The organism is Gordonia sp. ALPHA1B1 (assembly GCF_005502615.1).
In the GTDB taxonomy this organism is placed as follows: domain Bacteria; phylum Actinomycetota; class Actinomycetes; order Mycobacteriales; family Mycobacteriaceae; genus Gordonia; species Gordonia hongkongensis.
Genome location: NZ_SCOC01000008.1, coordinates 47,963 through 71,905, shown reverse-complemented (window position 1 = coordinate 71,905; position 23,943 = coordinate 47,963). Strand labels below are relative to the sequence as shown.

Annotated in this window: 16 protein-coding genes; 5 read left to right on the top strand and 11 right to left on the bottom strand. The window is 68.1% G+C overall.

Annotation, left to right across the window (positions count from 1 at the left end):
• The first annotated feature begins 21 nt into the window (after nt 1-21).
• Both FFS52_RS07460 and pepN read left to right on the top strand, forming a co-directional pair.
• Nucleotides 22-1,287: a TetR/AcrR family transcriptional regulator gene (locus FFS52_RS07460; RefSeq protein ID WP_137809324.1), complete on the top strand. Its 1,266-nt coding sequence runs from the start codon at nt 22-24 to the stop codon at nt 1,285-1,287.
• Nucleotides 1,288-1,306: 19 nt separating this feature from the next.
• A complete protein-coding gene (gene pepN / locus FFS52_RS07455; RefSeq protein ID WP_137809323.1) occupies nt 1,307-3,910 on the top strand; it encodes an aminopeptidase N in 2,604 nt (867 codons plus the stop codon).
• Nucleotides 3,911-3,929: 19 nt separating this feature from the next.
• Here the strand turns inward: pepN and FFS52_RS07450 are convergent, their stop codons facing one another.
• Together FFS52_RS07450 and FFS52_RS07445 are read right to left on the bottom strand one after the other, a co-directional pair.
• Complete coding sequence (locus FFS52_RS07450) at nt 3,930-4,610, bottom strand: response regulator (protein WP_137809322.1); 681 nt, start codon at nt 4,608-4,610, stop codon at nt 3,930-3,932.
• Complete coding sequence (locus FFS52_RS07445; RefSeq protein ID WP_137809321.1) at nt 4,607-6,166, bottom strand: ATP-binding protein; 1,560 nt, start codon at nt 6,164-6,166, stop codon at nt 4,607-4,609. Before FFS52_RS07445 ends, FFS52_RS07450 begins: the two co-directional genes overlap by 4 nt.
• A gap of 143 nt (nt 6,167-6,309) precedes the next feature.
• Between FFS52_RS07445 and FFS52_RS07440 the strand changes: the two genes are divergently transcribed.
• A complete protein-coding gene (locus FFS52_RS07440; protein ID WP_137809320.1) occupies nt 6,310-7,743 on the top strand; it encodes a cation:dicarboxylase symporter family transporter in 1,434 nt (477 codons plus the stop codon).
• Between the two features lie 68 nt (nt 7,744-7,811).
• Here the strand turns inward: FFS52_RS07440 and FFS52_RS07435 are convergent, their stop codons facing one another.
• The 3 genes from FFS52_RS07435 to FFS52_RS07425 form a co-directional block, all read right to left on the bottom strand.
• Nucleotides 7,812-8,306 carry a DUF5130 family protein gene (locus FFS52_RS07435; RefSeq protein ID WP_171011575.1) on the bottom strand — a complete coding sequence of 165 codons (495 nt, stop codon included), beginning with the start codon at nt 8,304-8,306 and terminating at the stop codon, nt 7,812-7,814.
• Nucleotides 8,293-8,547 carry a hypothetical protein gene (locus FFS52_RS07430; RefSeq protein ID WP_058250036.1) on the bottom strand — a complete coding sequence of 85 codons (255 nt, stop codon included), beginning with the start codon at nt 8,545-8,547 and terminating at the stop codon, nt 8,293-8,295. Before FFS52_RS07430 ends, FFS52_RS07435 begins: the two co-directional genes overlap by 14 nt.
• A 149-nt stretch (nt 8,548-8,696) precedes the next feature.
• Nucleotides 8,697-9,278 carry an HNH endonuclease gene (locus FFS52_RS07425; RefSeq protein WP_137809319.1) on the bottom strand — a complete coding sequence of 194 codons (582 nt, stop codon included), beginning with the start codon at nt 9,276-9,278 and terminating at the stop codon, nt 8,697-8,699.
• 133 nt (nt 9,279-9,411) lie between these two features.
• Between FFS52_RS07425 and FFS52_RS07420 the strand changes: the two genes are divergently transcribed.
• Both FFS52_RS07420 and FFS52_RS07415 read left to right on the top strand, forming a co-directional pair.
• Nucleotides 9,412-9,858, top strand: a complete 447-nt coding sequence (locus FFS52_RS07420; protein WP_226513045.1) for a globin — start codon at nt 9,412-9,414, stop codon at nt 9,856-9,858.
• Nucleotides 9,859-9,935: 77 nt separating this feature from the next.
• A complete protein-coding gene (locus tag FFS52_RS07415; protein ID WP_137809318.1) occupies nt 9,936-11,726 on the top strand; it encodes a glycoside hydrolase family 13 protein in 1,791 nt (596 codons plus the stop codon).
• Nucleotides 11,727-11,816: 90 nt separating this feature from the next.
• On the opposite strand, the gene FFS52_RS07410 is transcribed toward FFS52_RS07415, so the two are convergent.
• The 6 genes from FFS52_RS07410 to ettA form a co-directional block, all read right to left on the bottom strand.
• Nucleotides 11,817-13,514 (bottom strand): HNH endonuclease signature motif containing protein, encoded by a 1,698-nt coding sequence (locus FFS52_RS07410; protein WP_137809317.1) that lies wholly within the window; start codon nt 13,512-13,514, stop codon nt 11,817-11,819.
• A gap of 189 nt (nt 13,515-13,703) precedes the next feature.
• Nucleotides 13,704-14,393, bottom strand: a complete 690-nt coding sequence (locus tag FFS52_RS07405) for a hypothetical protein (RefSeq protein ID WP_058250035.1) — start codon at nt 14,391-14,393, stop codon at nt 13,704-13,706.
• Entirely contained in the window at nt 14,393-14,881 is a 489-nt protein-coding gene (locus tag FFS52_RS07400) for a thioesterase family protein (protein WP_137809316.1), read from the bottom strand. Before FFS52_RS07400 ends, FFS52_RS07405 begins: the two co-directional genes overlap by 1 nt.
• 73 nt (nt 14,882-14,954) lie before the next feature.
• Complete coding sequence (locus FFS52_RS07395) at nt 14,955-17,216, bottom strand: molybdopterin-dependent oxidoreductase (protein WP_137809315.1); 2,262 nt, start codon at nt 17,214-17,216, stop codon at nt 14,955-14,957.
• 68 nt (nt 17,217-17,284) lie between these two features.
• The gene (locus FFS52_RS07390; protein ID WP_137809314.1) at nt 17,285-22,018 is read right to left on the bottom strand and encodes an NAD-glutamate dehydrogenase; all 4,734 of its coding nucleotides are present in this window, start codon (nt 22,016-22,018) and stop codon (nt 17,285-17,287) included.
• A gap of 40 nt (nt 22,019-22,058) precedes the next feature.
• Complete coding sequence (gene ettA, locus FFS52_RS07385) at nt 22,059-23,732, bottom strand: energy-dependent translational throttle protein EttA (protein WP_065629023.1); 1,674 nt, start codon at nt 23,730-23,732, stop codon at nt 22,059-22,061.
• Nucleotides 23,733-23,943: the final 211 nt, after the last annotated feature.

Genomic DNA, 23,943 nt, shown 5'->3' with positions numbered 1-23,943 from the left:
CGCCGAGGAAGAGGACCCGGGATGCCGTCGTCGCCACCGTCCGATCCGGACGAACCCGCCAGGGTGGTCGCGCGTCTCCGGCCGCTCGAACCCCGATCTCTCGGACAGCGCTCGGCACAGATCGTCCGCGCCGCCACAAGACTGTTCCAGGACGCGGGATTCCGAAACGTCAGCATCGAGCAAATCGGCGCCGCGGTCGGTCTCACCGGGCCGGCGGTGTACCGACATTTCCCCGGCAAACACGACATCCTCTCGCAAGCGCTGACGACGCAGGTTGAGCTCGTCGCGACACTCATGGCCGACGCCGAGGAGCACGGCCGGTCGCCGGTCGAGCAGCTCGCACTTCTGCTCGACGGGCTCGGTGACCTCACCGCCCATCGGGACGTGTCGACGCTGTGGCGTCGCGAGCAACGCCATCTGCAGCCGGCCGAACTCGATGTGATGAGAAGCTATTTCGGCCAGCTGAGCGAACACTTCGCCTCACTCATCGTCGCGGCGCGTCCCGACGTCGTGCCGTCGGAGGCGGCGATGCTGGGTGCCGCTGCACTCAGCGTGTACTCCAACACCTCCGAGATGCGGGGCTCGTTGTCGCCCGCCCGCCTCATGGAGGTCCAGCGCGCCGTGGCGGACTCGATCCTCGCGTGCCGGCTGCCGGGGCCACCGGAGCCGGGCCCCGATGCCGAGCGCGCGCCCGCGCACCGTCGCCCCGCCTCCCGTCGCGAGCGGATTCTCGACGCCGCCACCCAGTTGTTCTCCGAGCGGGGCTTCACCGACGTCCGCATCGACGAGATCGCCCGTACCGCCGATGTCTCGATCGCGACGCTCTATCAGGAGGTCTCCGGCAAATCCGATCTCCTGCGGGCGGTGCTGTGGCGCGGTGTGCAGGGCATCCTCTACGTCACCGCCCATGCGTTGAGCCGCGCCGGTTCCGACGACCCGCTCGACGTGCTCATCCGCGTCTTCGTCGAGTACGCACTCGACGTCCACGGCCGCATCATGCCCGTCTTCACGAGCGACCTCATGTATCTCCCGGACACCGAGAAGACGCAGCTCCGGAACGCGCAGATGGATTACCGGGCCGAATGGATCGACGCGATCCGGTCCCGTAACCCACTGCTGACCGCGGCCGACGCGAATGCGCTCGCCCAGTCGTTGTTCGGCTACACGTGCGAGATCATCGAGTCGCCGCAGCTGCGGTCCCGGCCCGGGGTCACCGCCGAACTCGAGACGATCGCACGGGCGATCCTGAACCCCACCGGACTGCGTGGAGCACCGCCGGAGTCCTGACCTGGATAAGCTGGCCTGCGTGACTGCTCCGAACCTCACCAGAGACCAGGCCCGCGACCGCGCAGCGATTCTCGACGTGTCGAACTACCAGATCGACCTCGACCTCACCGACGGTTCCGGGGCGCCCGGGACCGAGACCTTCCGCTCGACGACGACGGTGCGGTTCACCGCGACGGAGGGCAGCGAGACGTTCGTCGATCTCGTGGCACCCACCCTGATCTCGGCCACCCTCAACGGAGCCGACCTCGACGTCTCCGGTTTCGACGAATCAGTGGGTATCCCGCTGTCGGGCCTCGCCGCCGAGAACACGCTCACTGTGGTCGCCGACTGCGCGTACTCCAACACCGGCGAAGGTCTGCACCGCTTCGTCGACCAGTCCGACGACTCGGTGTACCTGTACTCACAGTTCGAGACGGCCGACGCCAAGCGGATGTTCGCCTGCTTCGATCAGCCCGATCTCAAGGCGACCTACACGGTGACCGTCACCGCTCCCGCGGACTGGAAGGTCATCTCCAACGCCGCGCACGCGGAGGCCCCTGGCGAACCGGACGGCTCCACATCCACTGTGGTGCACCGCTTCCGGGAAACAGTACCTATGAGCACCTATCTGGTCGCGCTCATCGCGGGGCCGTATGCGGAGTGGACCGACGTCTACTCCGACGAGCACGGCGACATCCCGCTCGGCATCTACTGCCGCGCATCGCTCGCCGAGCACATGGACGCCGAGCGCCTGTTCACCGAGACCAAACAGGGCTTCGGCTTCTACCACCAGAACTTCGGGATCCCTTACGCCTTCGGCAAATACGACCAGCTGTTCGTCCCCGAGTTCAACGCCGGCGCGATGGAGAACGCCGGCGCCGTGACCTTCCTCGAGGACTACGTCTTCCGGTCCCGCGTGACCAAGTACCTCTACGAGCGCCGCGCCGAGACCGTCCTGCACGAGATGGCCCACATGTGGTTCGGCGACCTGGTCACCATGCAGTGGTGGGATGATCTGTGGCTCAACGAGTCGTTCGCGACCTTCGCGTCCGTGCTGTGCCAGGCCGAGGCGACCGAATACGCCAGCGCCTGGACGACATTCGCCAACGTCGAGAAGTCCTGGGCCTACCGGCAGGACCAGCTGCCCTCGACCCACCCGGTCGCAGCCGACATCCCCGACATCGCGGCCGTCGAGGTCAACTTCGACGGCATCACCTACGCCAAGGGCGCGTCGGTCCTCAAGCAGCTGGTCGCCTACGTGGGCCTCGAGGACTTCCTCGCCGGGTTGCGCAGCTACTTCGCCGCGCACCAGTTCGGCAACGCCACCTTCGCCGATCTCCTCGGCGCTCTGGAGAAGTCGTCGGGCCGGGACCTGTCGGACTGGGGCGACCAGTGGTTGCGCACCACGGGCATCAACGTCATCCGGCCCGACTTCGAGGTCGACGACTCCGGCGCCTTCACGCGGTTCACCATCGTCCAGGACGGCGCCGCCCCGGGCGCCGGCGAGACCCGGGCACACCGACTGCGCGTCGGTGTCTACGCCGACAACGGATCCGGTGCCATCGAGCAGACGCACAGTGTGGAACTCGACATCGAGGGCGAGCGCACCGACGTCGCCGACCTCGTCGGTGTGCATCGTGGAGATCTGGTGCTGCTCAACGACGGTGACCTCACCTACGCCTCGGTTCGGCTCGATCCGGAGTCGCTGGCGACGGCGACCGCCCGGATCGGCGACATCAGCGATCCGATGCCGCGCACCCTGGTCTGGTCGGCGGCGTGGGAGATGACCCGTCAGGCCGAGATGCGTGCCCGTGACTTCGTCGAACTCGTTCGGCAGGACATCGCTGGGGAGTCGGAAATCGGTGTGGTGCAACGAGTTCTGCTGCAGGCGACGACCGCCATCGAATCCTATGCCGACCCGGAGTGGGCGGCCACCACGGGCCGTCCCGGATTCAGCTCGCGCATGCTCGAACTCGCCCGCGCGGCCGAGCCGGGTTCCGACCATCAGCTGGCGTTCGTCAACACCTGGCTCGGCGGCCTTATCAACGACGACCACACCGAGGTGGCCCGGGCGCTGCTCGAGGGCGCGGATCCCGCCGACCACGGGCTCGAGGGTCTCGCCGTCGACACGGACCTGCGGTGGAAGCTGGTGACCGCGCTGGCCACCGCCGGGGCGATCGACACCGATCCGGAGTCGACCCCGGTCATCGACGCCGAGGCCGAGCGGGACAACACCGCCACCGGCACGCGTTCGGCGGCGCTGGCGCGGGCGGCGCGTCCGCTGGCAGAGGCCAAGGCGGACACCTGGACTCGCGCCATCGAGGACGACTCGTTGTCGAATATGTACACCCGCACCATGATCGGCGGATTCGCCCGTCCCGGCCAGGGCGAACTCCTCGAGCCCTACGTGGAGAAGTACTTCGAGGCGGTTCCGAAGGTGTGGGCACGCCGGTCGAGCGAGGTCGCGCAGACCGTCGTCATCGGCCTGTACCCGAGTTGGGCGATGTCGCAGCATGCCCTCGACCTCGCCGAGGACTTCCTGTCCGGGGACCACCCGTCTGCGCTGAAGCGGCTGATCTCCGAGGGCCGCGACGGCGTCGCCCGCTCGCTGCGGGCGCGCGCCTACGACGCGCAGGAGAGCTGAACCCCGCGGACGCCGGGGGTCAGCGCCGTCGCCACCGGTAGCGCACCTGCGGGCGGCCCGCCGAGCCGTACTCGGTATAGCGTTCGAGTACATGGTCGTCGGCGAGCCGCTCGAGGTAGCGCCATGCGGTGACCCGCGACGATCCGAGGGCGCGCGCCACTTCCGAGGCGGTCAGCCCGTCGGGGCTGTCACGGACCGCCCGGCTGACCGCGTCCTCGGTCTGCGGCGCCGCGCCCTTCTTCGCCGATCGACGGGTGTCGCTCGTGCGCAGCTCGGCGAGCGCCCGGTCGACGTCGCGCTGACTGACCGCGTCGGCGTCGCCGGTGAGGGCTTCGCGGTAGCGCAGGTACTGCTCGATCTTCTCCCGGAACGCGGCGAAGGTGAAGGGTTTCAACAGGTAGAGCAGCACCCCGCGCGACATCGCGCTCCGGACGGTGGCGAGGTCGCGCTGGGCGGTGATCGCGATGACGTCGGGCGCCGGGCGGACACCCGACAGCGCCGAGGCGAGGTCCACGCCACGTGCGTCGGGCAGACCCAGGTCGAGCAGCACCAGATCCACCGGTCCGGCGGTGGCCATCCGCAGCGCCTCCTGCGCGGTGGACACGGCACCGACGACCTCGAATCCGCCCAGCCGGACGAGATAATCGCGATGCGCCTCAGCGATCACGGGTTCGTCCTCGACGATCAGGACGCGGATCATCGTCCGCGCTCCCCCGCGTCGGCGCGCACGCGTACCGAGATGACCGAGCCGTAGGTGTTCTCGGCGCTCATCGTCCCGTGCCGACGCGCGACGACCTGGGCGACGAGGGCGAGACCGAGGCCGCGCCCGGCGGCGTCACCTCCGGGCTTCGTCGAGTAACCCCGAGTGGTCGCCAGTGCGAGCAGGTCGGCATCCATGCCGCTGCCGCTGTCGGCGACGACGATGTCGAGCACGCGGTCGTCCCCGACGACCGTCACCTCCACCCACGGGTCCGCGGGGTCGCAGGCGTCCAGGGCGTTGTCGATCAGGTTGCCCACGACCGTGATCATCTCACCGGGCGTGAGGAGCCCGGTGGCGGCGTCACTCACCTGCGATTCCTCGGTCAGGGACAGCGCAATCCCGCGTTCGGCCGCCTGCGCCGTCTTCCCCAGCAGGAGGGCGACCAGCGCGGGCTCGGCCACCGCCTGGGTCATCCGGTCGATGAGGTGCTGGGAGAGCTCGAACTCGGTCGTCGCCAGCCGGATCGCCTCGTCGGGCCGGCCCATCTCCACGAGGGCGACGATCGTGTGCAACCGGTTGGCCGCCTCGTGCGCCTGCGATCGGAGGGCCTCGGCGAACCGCGTCATCGAGTCGAGTTCGCCCATCGCCTCCGAGAGCTCGGTGCGGTCACGGATGGTGACCACCGACGACGCGCGTCGGCCGGCCACCGGGGAACGACTCACCAGCAGCACCCGGCCGCGGTCGGCGTAGGTCACGTCCGTCTCCTCGTCGCCGTCGGTGAGGAAGGCGGGCAGGTCCGCGGGGGCCGTGTCGGGTCCGATCTCGAGCAGGCGGTGCGCCTCGGAGTTGACGAGTGCCGGTCGCCCGTCCTCCACGACGACCAATCCCTCGCGCACGGAACGCAACACGGCGTCGTGGTGGTCGTACATCAGCCGTAACTCGTCGGGCGCGAGTCCACCGGTCTGCCGCAGCAGTCGTCGCCGGATCCACCACACGCCGCCGACGGCGGTGAGCAGTGCCGCGAACGCGGCGAGGGCGATCATCGGCAGCTGGCCACGCCACGCCGACGTCAGCGAGCGCTGGGTGATCCCGGCAGCGACCATCCCCACCACCCGGCCGTCGGCATCACGGACGGGGACGATCGTCCGGATCGACGGGCCCAGCGTGCCGGTGTAGTTCTCGGTCACGGTCTGCCCGCGCAGTGCCGCGTCGATGCTCCCCAGATACGGCTCGCCGATTCGCGCCGGGTCGGTGTGGGTGTAGCGGGTCCGGTCGGGCGCCAGCACGGTGATGAACGCGATCCCGGTTGCCGCGCGCACCCGCTCGGTGACCGGCTGCAGCACCGCGCTGGGATCCGGAGATGTGAGGGCGGCGACGGTCGACGGCGACTCCGCCAGGCTGACGGCCACCGCTGTCACCTCGGCCCGGGCCGCGCGGTCCGCGTCGATGCGGGCGTCGACGGCCGCCAGAACGCTCTCGGCGACGACGACCACCGCGAAGACCGCCAATGCGAGCGCGGCGACCTGTCCGGCGAGCGTGCGCGGGTACCACCGCATCCCTGCCGACCTCGTTCCTGTCCGAAGTGAGGACTCCGGACGTGCTGAATATGAACGTAATGAACACAATCGTGACCCGCGTCACCACATCGGGCCACAATCCTCATCACTGTTGTCCGAGGTGTACGAGGAGAGAATCACCGATGAACATTCGAGGTAGGTCCGGCGACTCACCGGCCGGGGACGGTTCCGATCCCATCGTGACCACGCCCGACGATACGGCCGACACGCCATCCAAGGCCAAGCGCGACCGCACCCATTGGCTGTACATCGGTGTCATCATCGCGGTGATCGCGGGCGTCGTGGTCGGGCTCGTCGCGCCGGGCGTCGGCAAAGACCTCGGAGTGCTGGGGACCATGTTCGTCAGCCTCATCAAGATGATGATCGCCCCGGTCATCTTCTGCACGATCGTGTTGGGCATCGGCTCGGTTCGCAAGGCGGCGACGGTCGGCAAGGTCGGCGGACTCGCGTTCGTCTACTTCCTGGCGATGTCGACGGTCGCACTGGCGATCGGCCTGGTCGTCGGCAACATCATCCAGCCGGGCGACGGCCTGAACATCGACTCGGTGTCGGGCAAGGGCCAGGAACTCGCCGAGGACGCACACGAGTCCGGCGGAACCCTCGACTTCATCCAGGGCATCATCCCGGAATCGATGCTGTCCGCGCTGACCGAGGGCAGCGTCCTGCAGGCGCTGTTCGTTGCGCTGCTCGTGGGGTTCGCGATCCAGGCGATGGGCCGCACCGGCGAACCGATCCTCACCGCGGTCTCCTACTTCCAGAAGCTCGTCTTCAAGGTGCTCACCATGGTGCTCTGGGTGGCCCCGATCGGCGCGTTCGGCGCCATCGCCAGCGTCGTGGGACAGACCGGCTGGGCCGCGGTCCAGCAGCTGCTGACGCTGATGCTCGCGTTCTATCTGACCTGCCTGGTGTTCGTGTTCGGCGTGCTCGGGGTGCTGCTGCGCACCGTGTCGGGCGTCTCGATCTTCAAACTCGTCAAGTACCTCACCCGCGAGTACATCCTGATCTTCGCGACGTCGTCCTCGGAGTCCGCGCTGCCTCGCCTGATCGCGAAGATGGAGCACCTCGGCGTGGAGAAGACCACAGTCGGCGTCGTGGTGCCGACCGGGTACTCGTTCAACCTCGACGGCACCGCCATCTACCTCACGATGGCGTCGATCTTCATCGCCGACGCGATGGGCGACCCGCTGTCGGTCGGTGAGCAGATCGGCCTGCTCGCGTTCATGATCATCGCGTCCAAGGGCGCCGCCGGCGTCAGCGGTGCGGGACTGGCCACCCTCGCCGGCGGACTCCAGGCCCATCGCCCCGACATGCTCGACGGCGTCGGCCTCATCGTCGGCATCGACCGGTTCATGTCGGAGGCCCGCGCGGTCACCAACTTCTCCGGCAACGCGGTCGCGACGCTGCTCGTCGGCTCGTGGACCAGCACCATCGACAAGCAGCGCGTCGACGACGTGCTGTCCGGCCGGGATCCGTTCGACGAGAGCAACATGGTCGACGACGAGCTCGACGACGTCACCACCGCTCGCGGAGCCCACGAGAAGGTCCTCACCCACTGACGACCCGCGACGAAGGCCGCCCCACCGGAACGGTGGGGCGGCCTTCGTGTATCAGGGTGTGCGAGCGATCAGCCGCCGGCGGCGGCGGTGGCCATCACGCGCAGCGAGGCGATCAGCCCGTCGATCAGGTTGCCCTGACGGAAGCCGGTGACCGCGGCGGTGACACCGAGAGCCGCGACGCGATCGTTCACGCGGGTGGACACCTTGTTGCCGGAGACGATGACCACGTCACGCGAGTTCGGCGAGACGGCGATGAGGGTGCCGTACGCGGGCTCGGGCGATTTCGCGAGGATCGCACGGGCGCTGGTCTCCAGCTCACCGTCGAGGTCGCCGATGTAGACCGAGAAGCGCACGAGGGCCTTCTCGCTGGCGGCCTTGAGCGTCTCGTCGAGCGCGATCAGATCCTTCTTGCTGAACGGCGGCGTCGTCGGAGCGTCGGCCGGGTAGCGTGCCGCCGAGATGCGACCGCTGTTGGTGAAGACGGCGCCCAGCGGCAGTTCGGCGGCCGACCGGGCCGCGACCTCGGCGCTCACATTTGCGTGCGTAACCTCACCATTTGCCACTGGCCGAGCTCCCATCGACGTCGCCGGGTTCCGCATGCCGCGGAAGTGCCATCGGTTCGATGTCGGTGGCACTGAAGAGAAGCGGTGCGTGCTCCCACTGCTGGTCGAGGGTGTACTCCTCGACCTTCGGGTACTTGACCCCGGAGGAGAACACCATCGCGACAACACAGAGCAGAACAGCAAGCACCGTGAGAATCGTGACTGGCACTCCGATGGGGACGATCAGGCTGTCGACGTCCATGTCACCCTTTCGATGGTCGCGCCGGACCCGCCCGGTTGTCGGCGCAGGTCATCGTTGATCAATCTAACCCACTGGCCGCCGCCCTGCCCACGGGGGCCTACAGCGCGTCGTAGACGTGTGAGGCGACCCCGTGCGACCGGATCACGCCGTCACGCGGCGCCGGCATCGAGGTACTGCAGCCACGCCGGATCGATGTCCTTGATGGTGGCCAGCACACGCCAGTGCCTGCCCTTCGGCACGGTCGGAACCGTCCGCAGCGTCCACCCCAGCTCCCCGAGCAGACGATCCGCCTTCCGGTGATTGCACGAGGCACAGCACGCCACGCAGTTCTCCCAGGTGTGCGTCCCGCCCCGGCTCCGCGGGACCACATGGTCGATCGTCGTCGCCCGTGCACCGCAGTAGCCGCACCTGGTCAGGTCACGACGCATCAGAGCGGCCCGGGTCATCGGCACGGTCGCCCGGTACGGCACGTGGACGTACCTGCGGAGGCGGATCACGGTCGGAACCGGGACCGCGCCACCCACGGAGTGCACCGCCTCGCCCTGTTCGTCGGCGTGCACCAGATCGGCGCGATCACGGAGGATGAGGACGACCGCACGCCGGACCGTCACGGCCGTCAGCGGCTCGTACGTAGCGTTGAGGAGCAGCACCCGGCGGCGTGTCCAGGCCCCGGCGCAGCGAGCGGGACGGATCTGCCCGCGTCCCGTCTTCCCGTGTGATCTGTGCGTCATCTCGCCTCCCGCCACCCCGACGAGCACAAGTCCACCACGGTGGCGGTCCCCGTGACAGCTGTTTCACGGTGTCCGGCCAGCTCACAGGGCCGACCCGGCGTCGACGTTGAGACACCGCGCCCGGGTGAGGACAATGGCGAGGGTGACTGGCGAACCCAACACATCCCCTCCGACCCCACCGGCGCCGGCAACCCCCGCGCGGACCTTCTACGACGAGGTCGGCGGTGCCGAGACGTTCCGGCGACTCACGGCTGTGTTCTATCGCGAGGTGGCGCGCGACGAGGTGCTCCGCCCGCTGTATCCCGAGGAGGACCTGGGTCCGGCCGAGCGTCGGATGCGCATGTTCCTCGAACAGTACTGGGGCGGCCCGCGAACCTACTCCGATGAGCGCGGCCACCCCCGACTCCGCATGCGTCACAACCCCTTCCGCGTCGGGCCCATCGAGCGGGACGCGTGGCTGCGCTGTATGCACACCGCAATCGCCTCCATCGATGACGACACGCTCGACGCACCCCACCGCCAGGCGCTGATCGACTACATGGAGATGGCGGCGCAATCGATGATGAATTCACCCATCTGAGAGCGTTTTCTGTCCCGACACGCCGCCCGACTCGCCGACTGACCTGGATTTCTCCGAGAAAACTCAGGTAGGGCACAATGACCACGGTGAGCGATGAGACACCAGAGGTCGTCCCCGCCGAGCCATCCGACGGGGGTCAGCCCGACGACGTCTCGTTCGACGACGGCGCGATCGAGTCCGACGTCGATGCGCTCGAGGAGCCGGCTGCCGACGAGACCGTCGTCGCCGCCGACGCACCGGTCGCACCACCCGTTGTCTCGCAGCTGGATCCGGCCGACACCACGTGGTGGAAGTCCGCGGTGTTCTATCAGATCTATCCGCGCTCGTTCTCCGATGTGAGCGGTGACGGCGTCGGCGATCTCGCCGGTGTCATCGACAAACTCGGCTATCTCGAACTCCTCGGGATCGATGCGATCTGGCTCAGTCCCATCATGGCCTCTCCCATGGCAGATCACGGATACGACGTCTCCGATCCCCGGGACGTGGATCCCCTCTTCGGCGACCTCGACGTCTTCGACGAGCTCATCGCCGAGGCCCACGAACGCGACATCCGGGTGACGATGGACCTCGTCCCCAACCACACGAGTGACCAGCACGAGTGGTTCCAGGCCGCCCTGGCCGCGGCCCCCGGCAGTCCCGAACGCGAACGGTACATCTTCCGGGACGGCCTCGGTGACGACGGCGACGCGCCGCCGAACAACTGGCACAGCATCTTCGGCGGACCCGCCTGGACCCGCGTCACCGAGGCCGACGGCTCGCCGGGACAGTGGTACCTGCACATCTTCGCCAAGGAGCAGCCGGACCTGAACTGGGAGAACCCGGACGTCTTCGCCGATCTCGAGAAGACGCTGCGTTTCTGGCTCGATCGGGGTGTCGACGGCTTCCGCATCGACGTCGCGCACGGCATGGCCAAACCCGCGGACCTGCCCGACATGGATCTGTCGGCGACCAAACTGCTGCAGAACTCCGACGACGACCCGCGTTTCAACAACTATGCGGTGCACGAGATCCACCGCAAGATCCGCAAGGTCCTCGACGAGTACCCCGGGGCCGCCAACGTCGGTGAGATCTGGGTCAGCGACAACGAGCGATTCGCCGAGTACCTGCGTCCCGACGAACTGCACCTCGGGTTCAACTTCCGGCTCGCGAAGGCGCCGTTCGAATCCGGTGCGATCAGGGAGGCCATCGAGAACTCACTCGACGCGGTGTTGTCGGTGTCGGGTACTCCGACGTGGACGCTGTCCAATCACGATGTCGCCCGCGAGGTCACGCGATACGCCGTCGCCGACCCGGAGACCGGGGCACTCGACCTCGAGCGCGGCACGAGGCGCGCACGAGCGATGCTCGTCGTCGAAATGGCCCTGCCCGGAACGGTTTTCCTCTACAACGGGAGCGAACTGGGACTGCCGAACGTCGACGACCTGCCCGACGACGCACTCCAGGACCCGGTGTGGGAACGGTCCGGACGCACCGAACGCGGGCGGGACGGCTGCCGTGTCCCGATCCCCTGGGAGGGGACCGAGCCGCCCTTCGGATTCAGTGCGACGCCCGAGACCTGGCTGCCGATCCCGGAGTCGTGGCGCGCGCTCACCGTCGAGGCCCAGCTCGAGGACGTGGGGTCGATGCTGTCGCTGTACCGCGCAGCCATCGACCTGCGGGTGACCCGTCCGGAGTTCACCGGTGAGCACCTCGAGTGGTACGGCGCGCCGGAGGGATGCCTGGCGTTCCGTCGTTCCGAGGGTCAGCTGGTCTGTGCGCTGAACGCCGGCGATGAGCCGGTGCCCCTTCCGCCCGGCGAATTGCTGCTCGTCAGTTCGCCTCTCATCGACGGGATGCTGGCGCCAGACGCAGCTGCCTGGCTGGTGTGACTGAACTCGGGCAGCCGGCCGCGGACCACGTGAGGGGCACGCAGGCACCTCACCGCCGTCGATAGCAAGCAAGACAATCGTGAAACGCTGCTAGAAGGGCGGCGGGTTGGCGTCGTTCCAGCGCTTCTCGGCGCGTTGGTGGCGTCGGAAGTCGTTGTCGCGCTGCTTGGTGAGTCGGTCGCGGGCGGGGTGATCGGGTGATCGTCTGGGGAAGAGCTTGTTGAACAGGTCGCGTCCGCTGAAGGCGTTGCCGACGAACATGTGCCCGGTGGGTGTGGTGAACCAGGCGGTCTGGAGTTCGTCTTGGTGGTCCTGCCAGCTGGTGAAGGTCTTGATGCGGTGATGGAACCGGCACAGCGGTTTGAGGTTGCGCGCATCGGTCGGGCCACCGCGACGCGGGTCGGCGTGGTCGAAGGGTTCGGTGTGGTCGAGATCGATCTGCCAGACCGGGGCGTTGCAGCCGGGGAAGGTGCAGCACAGTTCGCCGGCGCGCACCAGCGCCTGCAGCTTCTTCGAGGGGGTGTATCGCGTTGTCGAACTGTCCGCGTCGGGAGGCGGTGAACCGTCGGGTGCGTCGGGTGCGGGATGGATGTAGGTGCGGCGGGCTTCGGCGAGGAGTGTTCGGGCGGTGTCGGCGTCGATGATGCCGTGGCGGTCGAGGAAGGCGGGGTCGTCGTCGAGGCCGATCAGGGTCGACAGGTTCACCACGATGTGGAAAGTCGCGCGCGGCGCCAGCGAGTCCGACGCCGAGTCGGTCGGCGCGGCCGGGTCATCGACAACGACGTCGGCTGACGGGTCGACGTCGTTGTCCGCATCCACCATCTCAGCAGCTGATGTAGGCGGCTCGGCGGTATCCACTGTCGCTGCGTCGAGGTCTGGTGCTGTGTCGGGTTCGGTTGCGGTGATGACACAGTCGTCGCAGAGGCAGGTGATGGCGGCTTCGCCGCGCGAAAGTGCTTTGAGGGCATCGACCCGGCGGTTGGCCAACTTTCGAGGGTCGCCGGCGTGGACCGCGGTGGCCATCGCCGTCAGGCGGGCGTCGAACTCGGCGGCATCAGCATCGGGCAGCGTCCCGGAGATCCGGGACTGCCCGGGTGTGAACCGATCGGGGGTGACCGTCACCTTGCGGTCGGACTTCACTCGCTCCTTGCGTCGGCGGATCGCGTCGGGTGCCCACTTGGCGACGATCGAATCGACCATGGCGGTGAACCGGGCCGTCGACATCGGTGGGCGGGCGAAGATCGCTTCGGCGAGATGGGCGTCGACGGTCTGCATCTCTTCGTCGTCGGTGATGAGATCGGTGCGCTTGAGAGCGATGAGGAAGCGGCGCTTGTCGATTCGACCGCACGCCAGTGCGTGCCCGGTGAAGGAGAGTCGGTAGCGCAGTGCGTCGCCGGCCTCGATGAGGTCTTTCGCCTCGGCCGGTGTCACGGTGAGGGTGGCGCCGACTTCGGCGATGGCTTGTTCGAGACCGTTGGGCCCGAACTGCTCGTAGGGGTTCTCGCCGGCGGCCACTCGCGCTGATAGGTGCTCGAAGGCTTCGATGGAGTCGAGTTCGCCGCTGTGCGTCTCGGCGCGGCGCTGCGCGTAATCCATCTCGCGTTCATCGTGAATGAGGCTGGCAACGACCATCATTCGATGCGCGGACGCTGCCGCCAAGCCCGCGCAGTGGTTGAGGACCTCGACGAGTTCGGATGCGGAGAGTTCATGGTCGGGACGAAAGCGCGGTTCGACGGACTCCTGTGATGGGTCCACCGCCGTGGATCCGGCCCCCGCCCCCGATGACATGACACCATCGTACTCGAAAATATGTTCGAGTCAAGGCTTGATTTTTCCAAGTCCCGGACGTCCTACAAATCGAACCACGACGTACTGACAGGCCTCCGACTTCGAGATAATCGTGTCTGCGTGGCGGCCAGTGCGAATCACCATGGCTGGAGCTCAGGCGACAAGAGAGATCATCGTGAGACACACCGTTTAGTTCAGGACGGTGACCGCGAGATCGCGGTGCCGGCGCTGATACACCGAGCCGAAGCGTGCATCGATCCGAATCCACGCCGCCGACATCCGGATTCGTACCGGTTCGTCGGCTGCGATCGCCCCGGTGTCGGAGGTCTCGGTGACCGCTCGTCCGTCCGCGTCGCGGATGAATCCCATGCCGGTCAGGGCGAAGACCGATCGCATGCTCACCGCGGCCCGCAGCGCACCCTCCTCCGACGTGACCTCGAGGACATCCTGATCGAGCAGACCCGTTGCGGGACCGTGCCCGCTCCCCTCCTCGCGCGCCACCCGGGCGCCTTCCCGGGACAGTTCGACCACGCTGCGGGCGGGTACGTCGTCGATGTGTCGGAACCCGACCGCAGCGGGAAGCGCTCCGCGCCAGGCACTGTCGAGGGAGAAACCGGGATCGACCGCCGTGCCCGGGCCGGCCGATTCGACGGTCGCACGCAGTGTCGAAGCGTCGCACACGATGTCGGTCGGCGCGATTCGTCCGGTCACCGATCGGGTGGCGAGGACGTCGAACCCGGTATGTGCCCACAAGGCCACCAGACCGTCCGAACGCGCGACCACCCGGACGACGGCGGCATCGTCGAGACGTACTGCGTGCGAGAGGAACGCGAGGGCGTTCGATCGGTCCGAGGACGCGAACTCGATGAACCGCTCCATCAACTCGGCCCGCCGCGTGTGGCCGATTCCCCGGCAGGGCGGCGGAATCCGGCGAGGTAGTCCTTCTGTTCCGGGGTGAGCCGGGCGATGCGCTGGGCCGCCACGTCGAAGGCGACGAGCTGTGTGCTGGCGACCACGGCGGGGCGAGAGGCCGGGTCGGCACCCGCCGCGCGCACTTCGTAGCCGACGGTGAAGTCGACGGCCCGCAGGCGTTCGACGAACATGGTGACCTCGATCGGCCCCTCGGAATGACGCAGCTGCGCTCGGTATCTCACGTGCAGGTCGGCGACGAGGCAGCCATCGCGCAGGGGCGCGGTCGGTCGGCCGTCGTAGAAGAGCCAGGGAATGCGCGCCTCTTCGAGCAACGTCACCATCCGGGCGTGATTGATGTGCGCGTAGACATCCATGTCCGACCAGCGCACCGGCACCTTGACCAGGTATCCGTCAGCGGTCGTGGTCCCGGCGTCCTCGTTGAGCACGTGCGTCATCCCCTGTCTGATCGGCGTCGGCGTGCAGCCCTCGCGGCCACCCCGGCCCAACCCTACGCACAACCCGACCCGGTCAAGCAGGCGCGATCTCCACCGGCAGACCGTTGAGGACGACGGTCCCCGAGAGCGGGTCCAGCAGGGCGCCGTCGTTCAGGTCGTTCACGTTCACACCCGGCTCGGCGGCGGCGACGCCCAGTCTGATGCCCTCGACATCGTGGCCCCACCCGTGCGGCAGTGACGCGACCCCGGGCCGGATGTCGGTGGTGATCTCGACGGGAACGGTCAGCGAACCGCCCGCACCGCGAACCTTGGCGACATCGGAGATGCCGAGTCGGTCGGCATCGTCGGGATGCAGGAGCAGAGTGCAGCGATTGGTACCGCCGGTGAGGGCCGGGAGATTGTGCATCCAGCTGTTGTTCGACCGCAGGTGGCGGCGGCCGACCAGCAGCAGGCTGCCGTCGGCGGCCGGCGCCGGGTCGCCCCCGGCGTCCACCGCTGCGCTCAGGCGCGCGAGGTCGCCGATGAGCGGGTCGGGAGCGAGTTCGATCTTGCCGGATGCCGTGCGGAGCACCCCGGGCAGGCGCGGCCGCATCGGCCCCAGGTCGATGCCGTGCGGCGCGGCCAGCACATCCGCGAACGTGAGGCCGTCGCGGGAGCCGAAGGCGTCGCCGTACGCCCCGAGGCGGAACAGCATGTCCAGACGACGCTGGTGTCCGGGCGCGTCGGGCAACATCGCGACGAGCGAGGCGACGTCACGGCCGGCGACGGGCGAATAGGGGTCGGTGACCTCCTTGGACAGCGTGGCCGCGATGACCTGTTCGTCGACGAGGCCCGGGTCGGCGTCGCTCCCGGCCCCGGACAGGCCCAGGATCAGTCGGCAGACGATCTCGATCTCGTCGGGACGGCCTGCTGGCAGCGGCAACACGGGCGGCGAGTAGCGGGCGGTGGCCCGGACCGCCAGGTTGTTCAGGATGGCGTCGAAATGCGGACTCTGCGATGGGCGCGGCGGCGGCAGCACGACGTGTGCGTGCCGCGTCGTCTCGTTCAGATAGGGGTCGACGCAGACCACGAACTGTGCGTCGTGGAGTGCGCGTCCCAGTCGTGCACCGTTGGGTGCGGACAGGACGGGGTTGCCCGAGACCGTCACCAGCGCCCGCAACCGCCCCTCGCCGGGCGTCTCGAACTCCTCGGCCATCGCGACGGCGGGGAGCTCACCGCCGACCTCCGCGTGACCGGAGACCCGGCTGCGCCACCGCCCGGTACGGAACCCCCGGCCCGCACGGGCCGGGCGGGGCGACGGAGCGGTCGGTGCGAGCGGGAACATCACTCCCCCGGGCCGGTCGAAGTTGCCGGTGAGGATGTTCACCACGTCGATGAGCCAACTGCCGATGGTCCCGAATTGCACTGTGGTGGTGCCCATCCGGCCGTAGACGGCGGCCGATTCCGCCGCGGCGATCGACCGGGTGAGTGCCCGGATGTCGGCGGCCGCCACACCACAGAACGACGCCACCCGTTCGGGAGTGAACTCGCGCATCTCGTCGCGCAGCGCCTCCACACCGAGGACATGCGCGGCGATCCCGCCGAGGTCGGCGGCGACGAGATCCTCGTCGAACAGGCACTGCACCACCGCGCACAGCAGCGCCGCATCCGTTCCGGGCCGCGGCGCGATGTGGGTGTCCGCGAGCTTCGCCGTGCGGGTGCGAGCCGGGTCGATGACGGTCAGGCGGCCGCCCCGGCGGCGCAGCGCGGTCAGTTTTCCGGGGAAGTCGGCGGCGGTGGTCACACTGCCGTTGGAGACCACCGGGTTCGCTCCGATGATCACGAGATGATCGGTGCGGTCGAGGTCCGGGACGGCGAAGGTCCCGGCATGACCGACGAGGTAACCGGTGGCCGCCTGCTTCGGCATCTGGTCGAGGGTGCTGGCGCTGAACACGTTGCGGGTACCGAGTGCCCGGATGAGCAAGGGCGCGTACATCGTGCCGGCGACGGTGTGCGCGGACGGATTGCCGAGGTAGAAGCCGATCGACTCGCCGCCGGAGATCGAGATCACCTCGCGCAGCCCGTCGACCGCAGCGGTGAGCGCTGTGTCCCAATCGGTTTCGATGAGCCGACCATCGCGCCGGATGAGCGGACGGTCGAGGCGATCGGGATCGTTGTCGAGCTGGGCGAAACTCGCACCCTTCGGACACAGGTAGCCGGCACTGAACACGTCGTCGGCGTCACCGCGCGCGGCGGTGACGATCTCGCCGCCGATCGCGCGGTCCCGGCCGATGGTGAGGGTCAGACCGCAGGTGGCCTCGCAGAGCGGGCAGATGCGCGGTGCGGTTCGGGTCATGTGCTCAGGCTAGGCGCTCGGCACACCTGACCGCGATGGATTCGACGACGGCACCCGTCGCCTGCGCATCAGCGGATCACGCTCCGCAGCTGCCGGGCCGCGACGGAGAGCGTGGCCAGATCCGCGGTCCCCGTCTCCTCGATCTCCCGGAGCACGCTACGTACCCGGCTCAGCCGGTTCGACCGCGAGGACTCCCACTCGGCGATCTTGTCGGCCGTGCTCTCGCCGGGTTCGCTGACCTCCAGGATCCGCAGGGTCAGCGCACGGAGCGCACCGTGCATGTCGTCACGCACGGCCAACCGGGCCAGCGCATGCCATCGATCGCCGAATTCGAGTCCCGACACCGCCGTGAGCAGCTGTTCGAGACCGAAGTGCTCCATCACCCCGAAGTAGAGGTCGCCGACCTCGCCGGCGTCCCGGTCGGCGATCTCGGCCGCGTCGATGATGTCGAGCAGACAGAAGCGGTGCAGGCTAGCCGCGACGCTGTGGGCGAGGTCCTCGGGAACGCCGTGCTCGATGTAGGTGTCGGCGCGCTCGGCGACATCGCGTGCCGAGCTCGGCTGGTACCAGTCGTCGATGACCTCGGACAGTGCTGCCACCCGCTCGCCGTAACGGGTGATCTCGGCGGCCATGGCCAATGGTTGCGGCCGGAAGGCGAGCAACCACCGCGAGGCGCGGAACAGCAGACGGCGCGCGTACAGCATCATCTCGTCGACGGCCTCGACCGGAGCCGGTGCATGCCGGATGCCCTCGAACACCTCGTTCATGCCGAACACCTTGTTGGACACCACATACGCGCGGACGCCCTCCTCGGTACTGCAGCTGCTCCCCTCGCTCAGCCGGAACAGGTGGGTCATCCCGGCGTGGTCGATCACGTCGTTGACGAGGGTCGTCGCCACGATCTGACGCCGCAACCGGTGTCCGCTGATCGCGTCGGAATACTCGGTGCGCACCGCGTCCGGGAAATAGCGCGCGACGCGGGGTGCGAACACGTCGTTGTCGGGGAGGTCGGTGGCGAGCAGGTCGGATTTGGACTCGAGCTTGACGTGCGCCATGAGCGTCGCGAACTCGGGCGACGTGAGACCGCGGTGGAGCTCACCGCCGACCCGCTTGCGCAGCTCGCGCGGCTCGGGCAGTGCTTCCAGGCGTAGGTCGACGCCCCGTTTGGCGGCGAGGTGTTCGAGCATCCGGGCGTGCACCTCCACCCGCAGCAGCTCGAATGTGCGGCAGAATCCGAGCTCGGAGTTCTGCGAGATGTTGTCGGCGAGAACGAGTTCGGCCACCTCGTCGGTCATCGACTCCAGCAGGGGGTCGCGTTCGTCGGCGTCGAGGTCGCCCGCCGAGACCGCCGCGTCGAGCAGGATCTTGATGTTCACCTCGTGGTCGGAACAGTCGACCCCGGCCGAGTTGTCGAGGGCATCGGTGTTGATCCGACCCCCGGCGAGGTCGAACTCGATGCGCCCGCGTTCGGTGACCCCGAGGTTGCCGCCCTCCCCGATCACCTTGGCACGCAACTCGTTTCCGTCGACGCGGATCGCGTCGTTGGACTTGTCGCCGACACTCGCATGTGATTCGGTCGACGCCTTCACGTAGGTCCCGATGCCGCCGTTCCACAGGAGGTCGACCGGAGCGAGCAGGATCGCGCGTATCAATTCGGGTGGTGAGAGTTCTGTCGTGCCGTCTTCCATGCCCAGCGCGTCCACCATCTCAGGGGTGATCGGGATCGACTTGCGGTCGCGCTCCCACACCCCGCCGCCGGCACTGATGAGGTCGGTGTCGTAGTCCGCCCACGACGACCGCGGTAGGCCGAACAACCGCTTCCGCTCGGTGAACGACGCCGCCGCCTCCGGATCGGGGTCGACGAAGATGTGCCGGTGATCGAACGCGGCGACGAGCCGGATGTGCTCGCTGAGCAGCATGCCGTTGCCGAACACGTCGCCGCTCATGTCGCCGATCCCGACGACGGTGAAGTCCTGCGACTGTGTGTCGGTCCCCATCTCGCGGAAATGCCGCTTGACCGACTCCCACGCGCCCCGGGCAGTGATACCCATGGCCTTGTGGTCGTATCCGGCCGACCCGCCGGAGGCGAAGGCGTCGCCGAGCCAGAACCCGTACGACTTCGACACGTCGTTGGCGATGTCGGAGAACGAGGCGGTGCCCTTGTCGGCCGCCACCACCAGGTAGGTGTCGTCGGAGTCGAGCCGGACGACCCCGCGGGCGGGGATGACCTCACCGGTCGCGAGGTCGATGTTGTCGGTCACGTCGAGCAGGCCGGCGATGAACTGCCGGTAGCACGCGATCCCTTCCTCCCGCTGCGCCTCCCGGTCCCGCGCGGCGTCACCGGTCGGCGGTGGCGGCCGTTTGACCACGAAACCGCCCTTGGCGCCGAGCGGCACGATCACCGCGTTCTTCACCGCCTGCGCCTTGACCAGGCCGAGGATCTCGGTGCGGAAATCCTCCCGGCGGTCCGACCATCGCAGGCCGCCACGGGCGACCGAGCCGAATCGGAGGTGCACCCCCTCCACCCGCGGTGAGTAGACGAAGATCTCGTGCAGCGGACGCGGTTTCGGGGTCTGCGGGATGTCGCGCGGACGGAGTTTGAACGAGATGACCGGACAGTGATCGGAGTCCGACGACCCGCCGTCGACGAAGTAGTTCGTGCGGTCGGTCGCCGACAGCACCGCCGCGAACGCGGAGACGATGCGATCGGCGTCGAGGCTCAGGACGAGTCCGATCTCCTCGTCGAGCTTGTCGCGTACCCGCTTTCGGCGCTGTTCGTCGGCGGTGTCGGGATCGAACGACGCGACGAACAGGTCGACGAGGCCGCGGGTGATGGCGAGTTGTTGGCCGAGGACGCTGGCGACGTGGGCCGAACTGTACGAGAACCCGCATTGGCGCAGGTACTGCCCGTAGGCGCGCAGCATCGCCGCCGACCGCCAGTCCAGGCCCGACCTGATGACGAGTTCGTTGTAGGCGTCGACGTCCGCACCGGCGAGCCAGATCCGGCGGAACGCCTCGGTGAACCGGTCGGCGAGGTCGTCGGCGTGGTCGAGGTCGACGGTCATCCCGGCCGCGAGTTGGACGCTGAATTCGTAGGCCCAGCAGACGGTGTCGTCGAGCCGATGAATCTCGTACGGGTGCTCCTCGAGGACGTCGAGACCGAGACTGTGCAACACCGGCAGGACATCGGTCAGTGTCGCCGACGCACCGCAGAGGTACAGCGTGAAGATCCACCGGTCCGGCTCTCGCCCGTCGGTCGCCGTCTCGGCGGCGTCGAGGGTCACGTCGATCTCACCCGGTTCCAGACCCACGACGCGGATGAGGTCGGCGAGGGCGGCGTGCGGCTCGCGGAGCTCCTTGTAGTCCTCCGACAACGAGGACAACTGGCGCAGCAGCACGTCCGGGCCGCCGTCGAGTCCCGGGATGTCTTCTGCGACAGCCAGTTCGCGCACCCGCTCGTCCCAACCGCGGATGGCGGCGACCAGCGCCGCCTGCACGCGTGCGTGGGCCGGTGATCCGGTGTCGACCGATCCGAGCTCGGCCGCCGTCGTCGGGTCGATACAGACCAGCACCTGCAACAGTGCCAACGGCATCTCGCTGACACGCGCCGTGTACTCCAGCCCGGTTCCGTCCACCTCGGCGACGAGCGCGCGCTCGAGGGCGAGCCGGGTGGACGTGTTGTAGCGGTCCCGGGGCAGGTAGATGAGGGCGACGGCGGTGCGTCCGTCGAAGTTGGTGCGCAGGAACAGCCGCAGCGACCGTGTCGCCACCGCGTCCAGCATCTCGGTCAGGCGGCGTTCGAGCTCGTCGTCGGTGGACGAGAACATCTCCACCAGCGGATAGTTCTGCAGCAGCTCGATCATGGACTGACCGGCGAAGGAATCCTCCTCGACGCCCGCCTGCGCGAGGACGTCGTGCACCTTGGCGCGCAGGACCGGGACGTCGAGCACCGCCTGATGATTGCCGGCGGAGGTGAGGGTACCCAGGAAACGATGCTCGCCGTCGTGTTCGCCATTCGCATCGAACGTCGGAACCTGCACGAGCACAGGGAAATTGGTGCGCTGGATGCCGGTCGCCACGAACACCCGGCTGACCCTCGGGACCAGCGGACGATCAGTCACCGCCGGAAAGTCGCGGTCGATGGAGTCGGTTCGCCACACGCCGAGACGGTCGGCGTCGCCGGCGGGCCCGTCCCCGCCCACCCGCACATGGCCCAGCGGGTGGAAGTGGTTGCCGGCGAACCACTCGAGCAGCGCGGCGTACTCACCACGGTCGGCGTCGGAGACTCCGGCCCCCGGCAGCGGTGCGTCGGCCATCCCGGCGGCGCACTCGGCCATCCGCGAACGCATCGCCGACGCATCGGCGTCGACGTCGATGACCCGAGAGACGACCTCGCGGAGGTCGTCGCGCAGCGGCTCCGGATCGATGCCCGGGTGACGTGCGAGGCCGCAGACCGCGATCCAGGACTCCGGGGTCGTCTCGCCGGAGTCGACGGCGACGAGTGTGCCGTCGGGGTCCCGCTGAACGGGTATCACCGGGTGGTCCATGCGGTCGATGGTGAGGTCGTGCGCCTCGACCGTGGCCAGGACGGCTTCGACGAGCATCGGCATGTCGTCGTTGACGACGAGGATCTCGACGGTGCCGCCCTCGCCCGCGGTGACCCCGACCAGCGCCTCTCCGCGGCGGCGGACCCGCGCGTCATCGAGATGTCTGCGCACCCGGTCGGCGGCCGACTCACCTGCCGACCCGTCGGTCCGCGACCTGAAGTAGTGGTCCACCGCGTCCGGAACGAGTGACGTCACATCTGCCGATGCTAGTCACCCGCGCCGGGCGGAACCGGGATTAATCGCGAGTCAGTTTGCGGTGCGTGACCCGGTGCGGGCGGGCGGCATCGGCGCCAAGGCGATCGACCTTGTTGGCCTCGTAGGCCTCGAAGTTGCCCTCGAACCAGAACCACTGCCCCTCTTCGACGTTGCCTTCCCACGCCAGGATGTGGGTACAGGTGCGGTCGAGGAACCAGCGGTCGTGGCTGATGACCACGGCACACCCGGGGAACTGCTCCAGCGCGTTCTCCAGCGAGCCCAGGGTCTCGACGTCGAGGTCGTTGGTCGGCTCGTCGAGCAGGATCAGGTTGCCGCCCTCTTTCAGGGTGAGCGCGAGGTTCAGGCGGTTGCGCTCACCACCGGAGAGCACCTCTGAGCGCTTCTGCTGGTCAGGTCCCTTGAACCCGAAGGCGCTGACGTAGGCGCGCGAGGGCATCTCGTTCTGGCCGACCTCGATGTAGTCGAGCCCGTCGGAGACGACCTCCCACACCGTCTTCTTGGGGTCGATGTTGGCGCGGCTCTGGTCAACGTAACTCAACTTGACCGTCTCGCCGACCTTCACCGTGCCCGAATCGGGCTGCTCGAGGCCGACGATCGTCTTGAAGAGGGTCGTCTTGCCGACGCCGTTCGGTCCGATCACGCCCACGATGCCGTTGCGCGGCAGGGTGAACGACAGGTCCTTGATGAGAACCCGGCCCTCGAAGCCCTTGTCCAGGTGCGAGACCTCGACCACGACGTCGCCCAGGCGCGGCGGCGTCGGGATCTGGATCTCCTCGAAGTCGAGCTTGCGGGTCTTCTCCGCTTCGGCCGCCATCTCCTCGTAGCGTGCGAGGCGGGCCTTGTTCTTGGTCTGGCGGGCCTTGGCGCCGGAGCGGACCCAGGCGAGCTCTTCCTTGAGCCGCTTCTGCAGCTTCTGGTCCTTCTTGCCCTGGACCTCGAGACGCTCGGCCTTCTTCTCCAGGTAGGTCGAGTAGTTGCCCTCGTAGGGGTGCAGCTTGCCGCGGTCGACCTCACAGATCCACTGCGCGACGTGATCGAGGAAGTACCGGTCGTGGGTCACGGCCAGCACGGCGCCCGAGTAGTTCGCGAGGAACTGCTCCAGCCACAGCACCGACTCGGCGTCGAGGTGGTTGGTCGGCTCGTCGAGCAGCAGGAGGTCGGGCTTCTGCAGCAGCAGCTTGCACAGTGCGACGCGGCGACGTTCACCACCGGACAGGTGGGTGACCGGCGAATCGGCCGGCGGGCAGCGCAGCGCATCCATCGCCTGCTCGAGTTGGGAGTCGAGGTCCCAGGCGTCGTTGTTGTCCAGGTCCTCCTGGAGCTTGCCCATCTCTTCCATCAGCTCGTCGGAGTAGTCCGTCGCGAGCTGTTCGGCGATCTCGTTGAAGCGGTCGAGCTTGACCTTGATTTCGCCCATACCCTCCTCGACGTTCTCCTTGACCGTCTTCTCCTCGTTGAGGGGCGGCTCCTGCAGGAGGATGCCGACGGTCGCGTCGGGGTCGAGGAACGCTTCGCCGTTCGACGGCTGGTCCAGGCCGGCCATGATCTTCAGGATCGACGACTTGCCCGCGCCGTTGGGTCCCACGACACCGATCTTGGCGCCCGGGTAGAAGGACATGGTGACGTCGTCGAGGATGACCTTGTCGCCGTGCGCCTTGCGAACCTTCTTCATCGTGTAGATGAACTCAGCCACGTGAAAACTCCTTCGGACCTGCTCGATGCCGTGTGATCTGTCTGCCGCGGACGCGGGGGGTGGGCGCCCGGGCGCACACACAATGGGGTCCAGCCTAGTCGCCGTCGCACGACGGGCGACGGTCCGGTGCGTCTGCGCCGGTTCGGTGCACCGTCTTTCGCGGGTTGACGCGCGGGTGGGCAGGTTTGTCGGCAGAATGTCGTGGGGACAA

Excerpts from the sequence above, each read along its gene's own strand:
- FFS52_RS07460 (WP_137809324.1), top strand. The coding sequence starts at position 22 with ATGCCGTCGTCGCCACCGTCCGATCCGGACGAACCCGCCAGGGTGGTC.
- FFS52_RS07450 (WP_137809322.1), bottom strand. The coding sequence starts at position 4,610 with ATGATCCGCGTCCTGATCGTCGAGGACGAACCCGTGATCGCTGAGGCG.
- FFS52_RS07445 (WP_137809321.1), bottom strand. The coding sequence starts at position 6,166 with ATGCGGTGGTACCCGCGCACGCTCGCCGGACAGGTCGCCGCGCTCGCA.
- FFS52_RS07440 (WP_137809320.1), top strand. The coding sequence starts at position 6,310 with ATGAACATTCGAGGTAGGTCCGGCGACTCACCGGCCGGGGACGGTTCC.
- FFS52_RS07430 (WP_058250036.1), bottom strand. The coding sequence starts at position 8,547 with ATGGACGTCGACAGCCTGATCGTCCCCATCGGAGTGCCAGTCACGATT.
- FFS52_RS07425 (WP_137809319.1), bottom strand. The coding sequence starts at position 9,278 with ATGACGCACAGATCACACGGGAAGACGGGACGCGGGCAGATCCGTCCC.
- FFS52_RS07420 (WP_226513045.1), top strand. The coding sequence starts at position 9,412 with ATGGCGAGGGTGACTGGCGAACCCAACACATCCCCTCCGACCCCACCG.
- FFS52_RS07415 (WP_137809318.1), top strand. The coding sequence starts at position 9,936 with ATGACCACGGTGAGCGATGAGACACCAGAGGTCGTCCCCGCCGAGCCA.
- FFS52_RS07410 (WP_137809317.1), bottom strand. The coding sequence starts at position 13,514 with ATGTCATCGGGGGCGGGGGCCGGATCCACGGCGGTGGACCCATCACAG.
- FFS52_RS07405 (WP_058250035.1), bottom strand. The coding sequence starts at position 14,393 with ATGGAGCGGTTCATCGAGTTCGCGTCCTCGGACCGATCGAACGCCCTC.
- FFS52_RS07400 (WP_137809316.1), bottom strand. The coding sequence starts at position 14,881 with ATGACGCACGTGCTCAACGAGGACGCCGGGACCACGACCGCTGACGGA.
- FFS52_RS07395 (WP_137809315.1), bottom strand. The coding sequence starts at position 17,216 with ATGACCCGAACCGCACCGCGCATCTGCCCGCTCTGCGAGGCCACCTGC.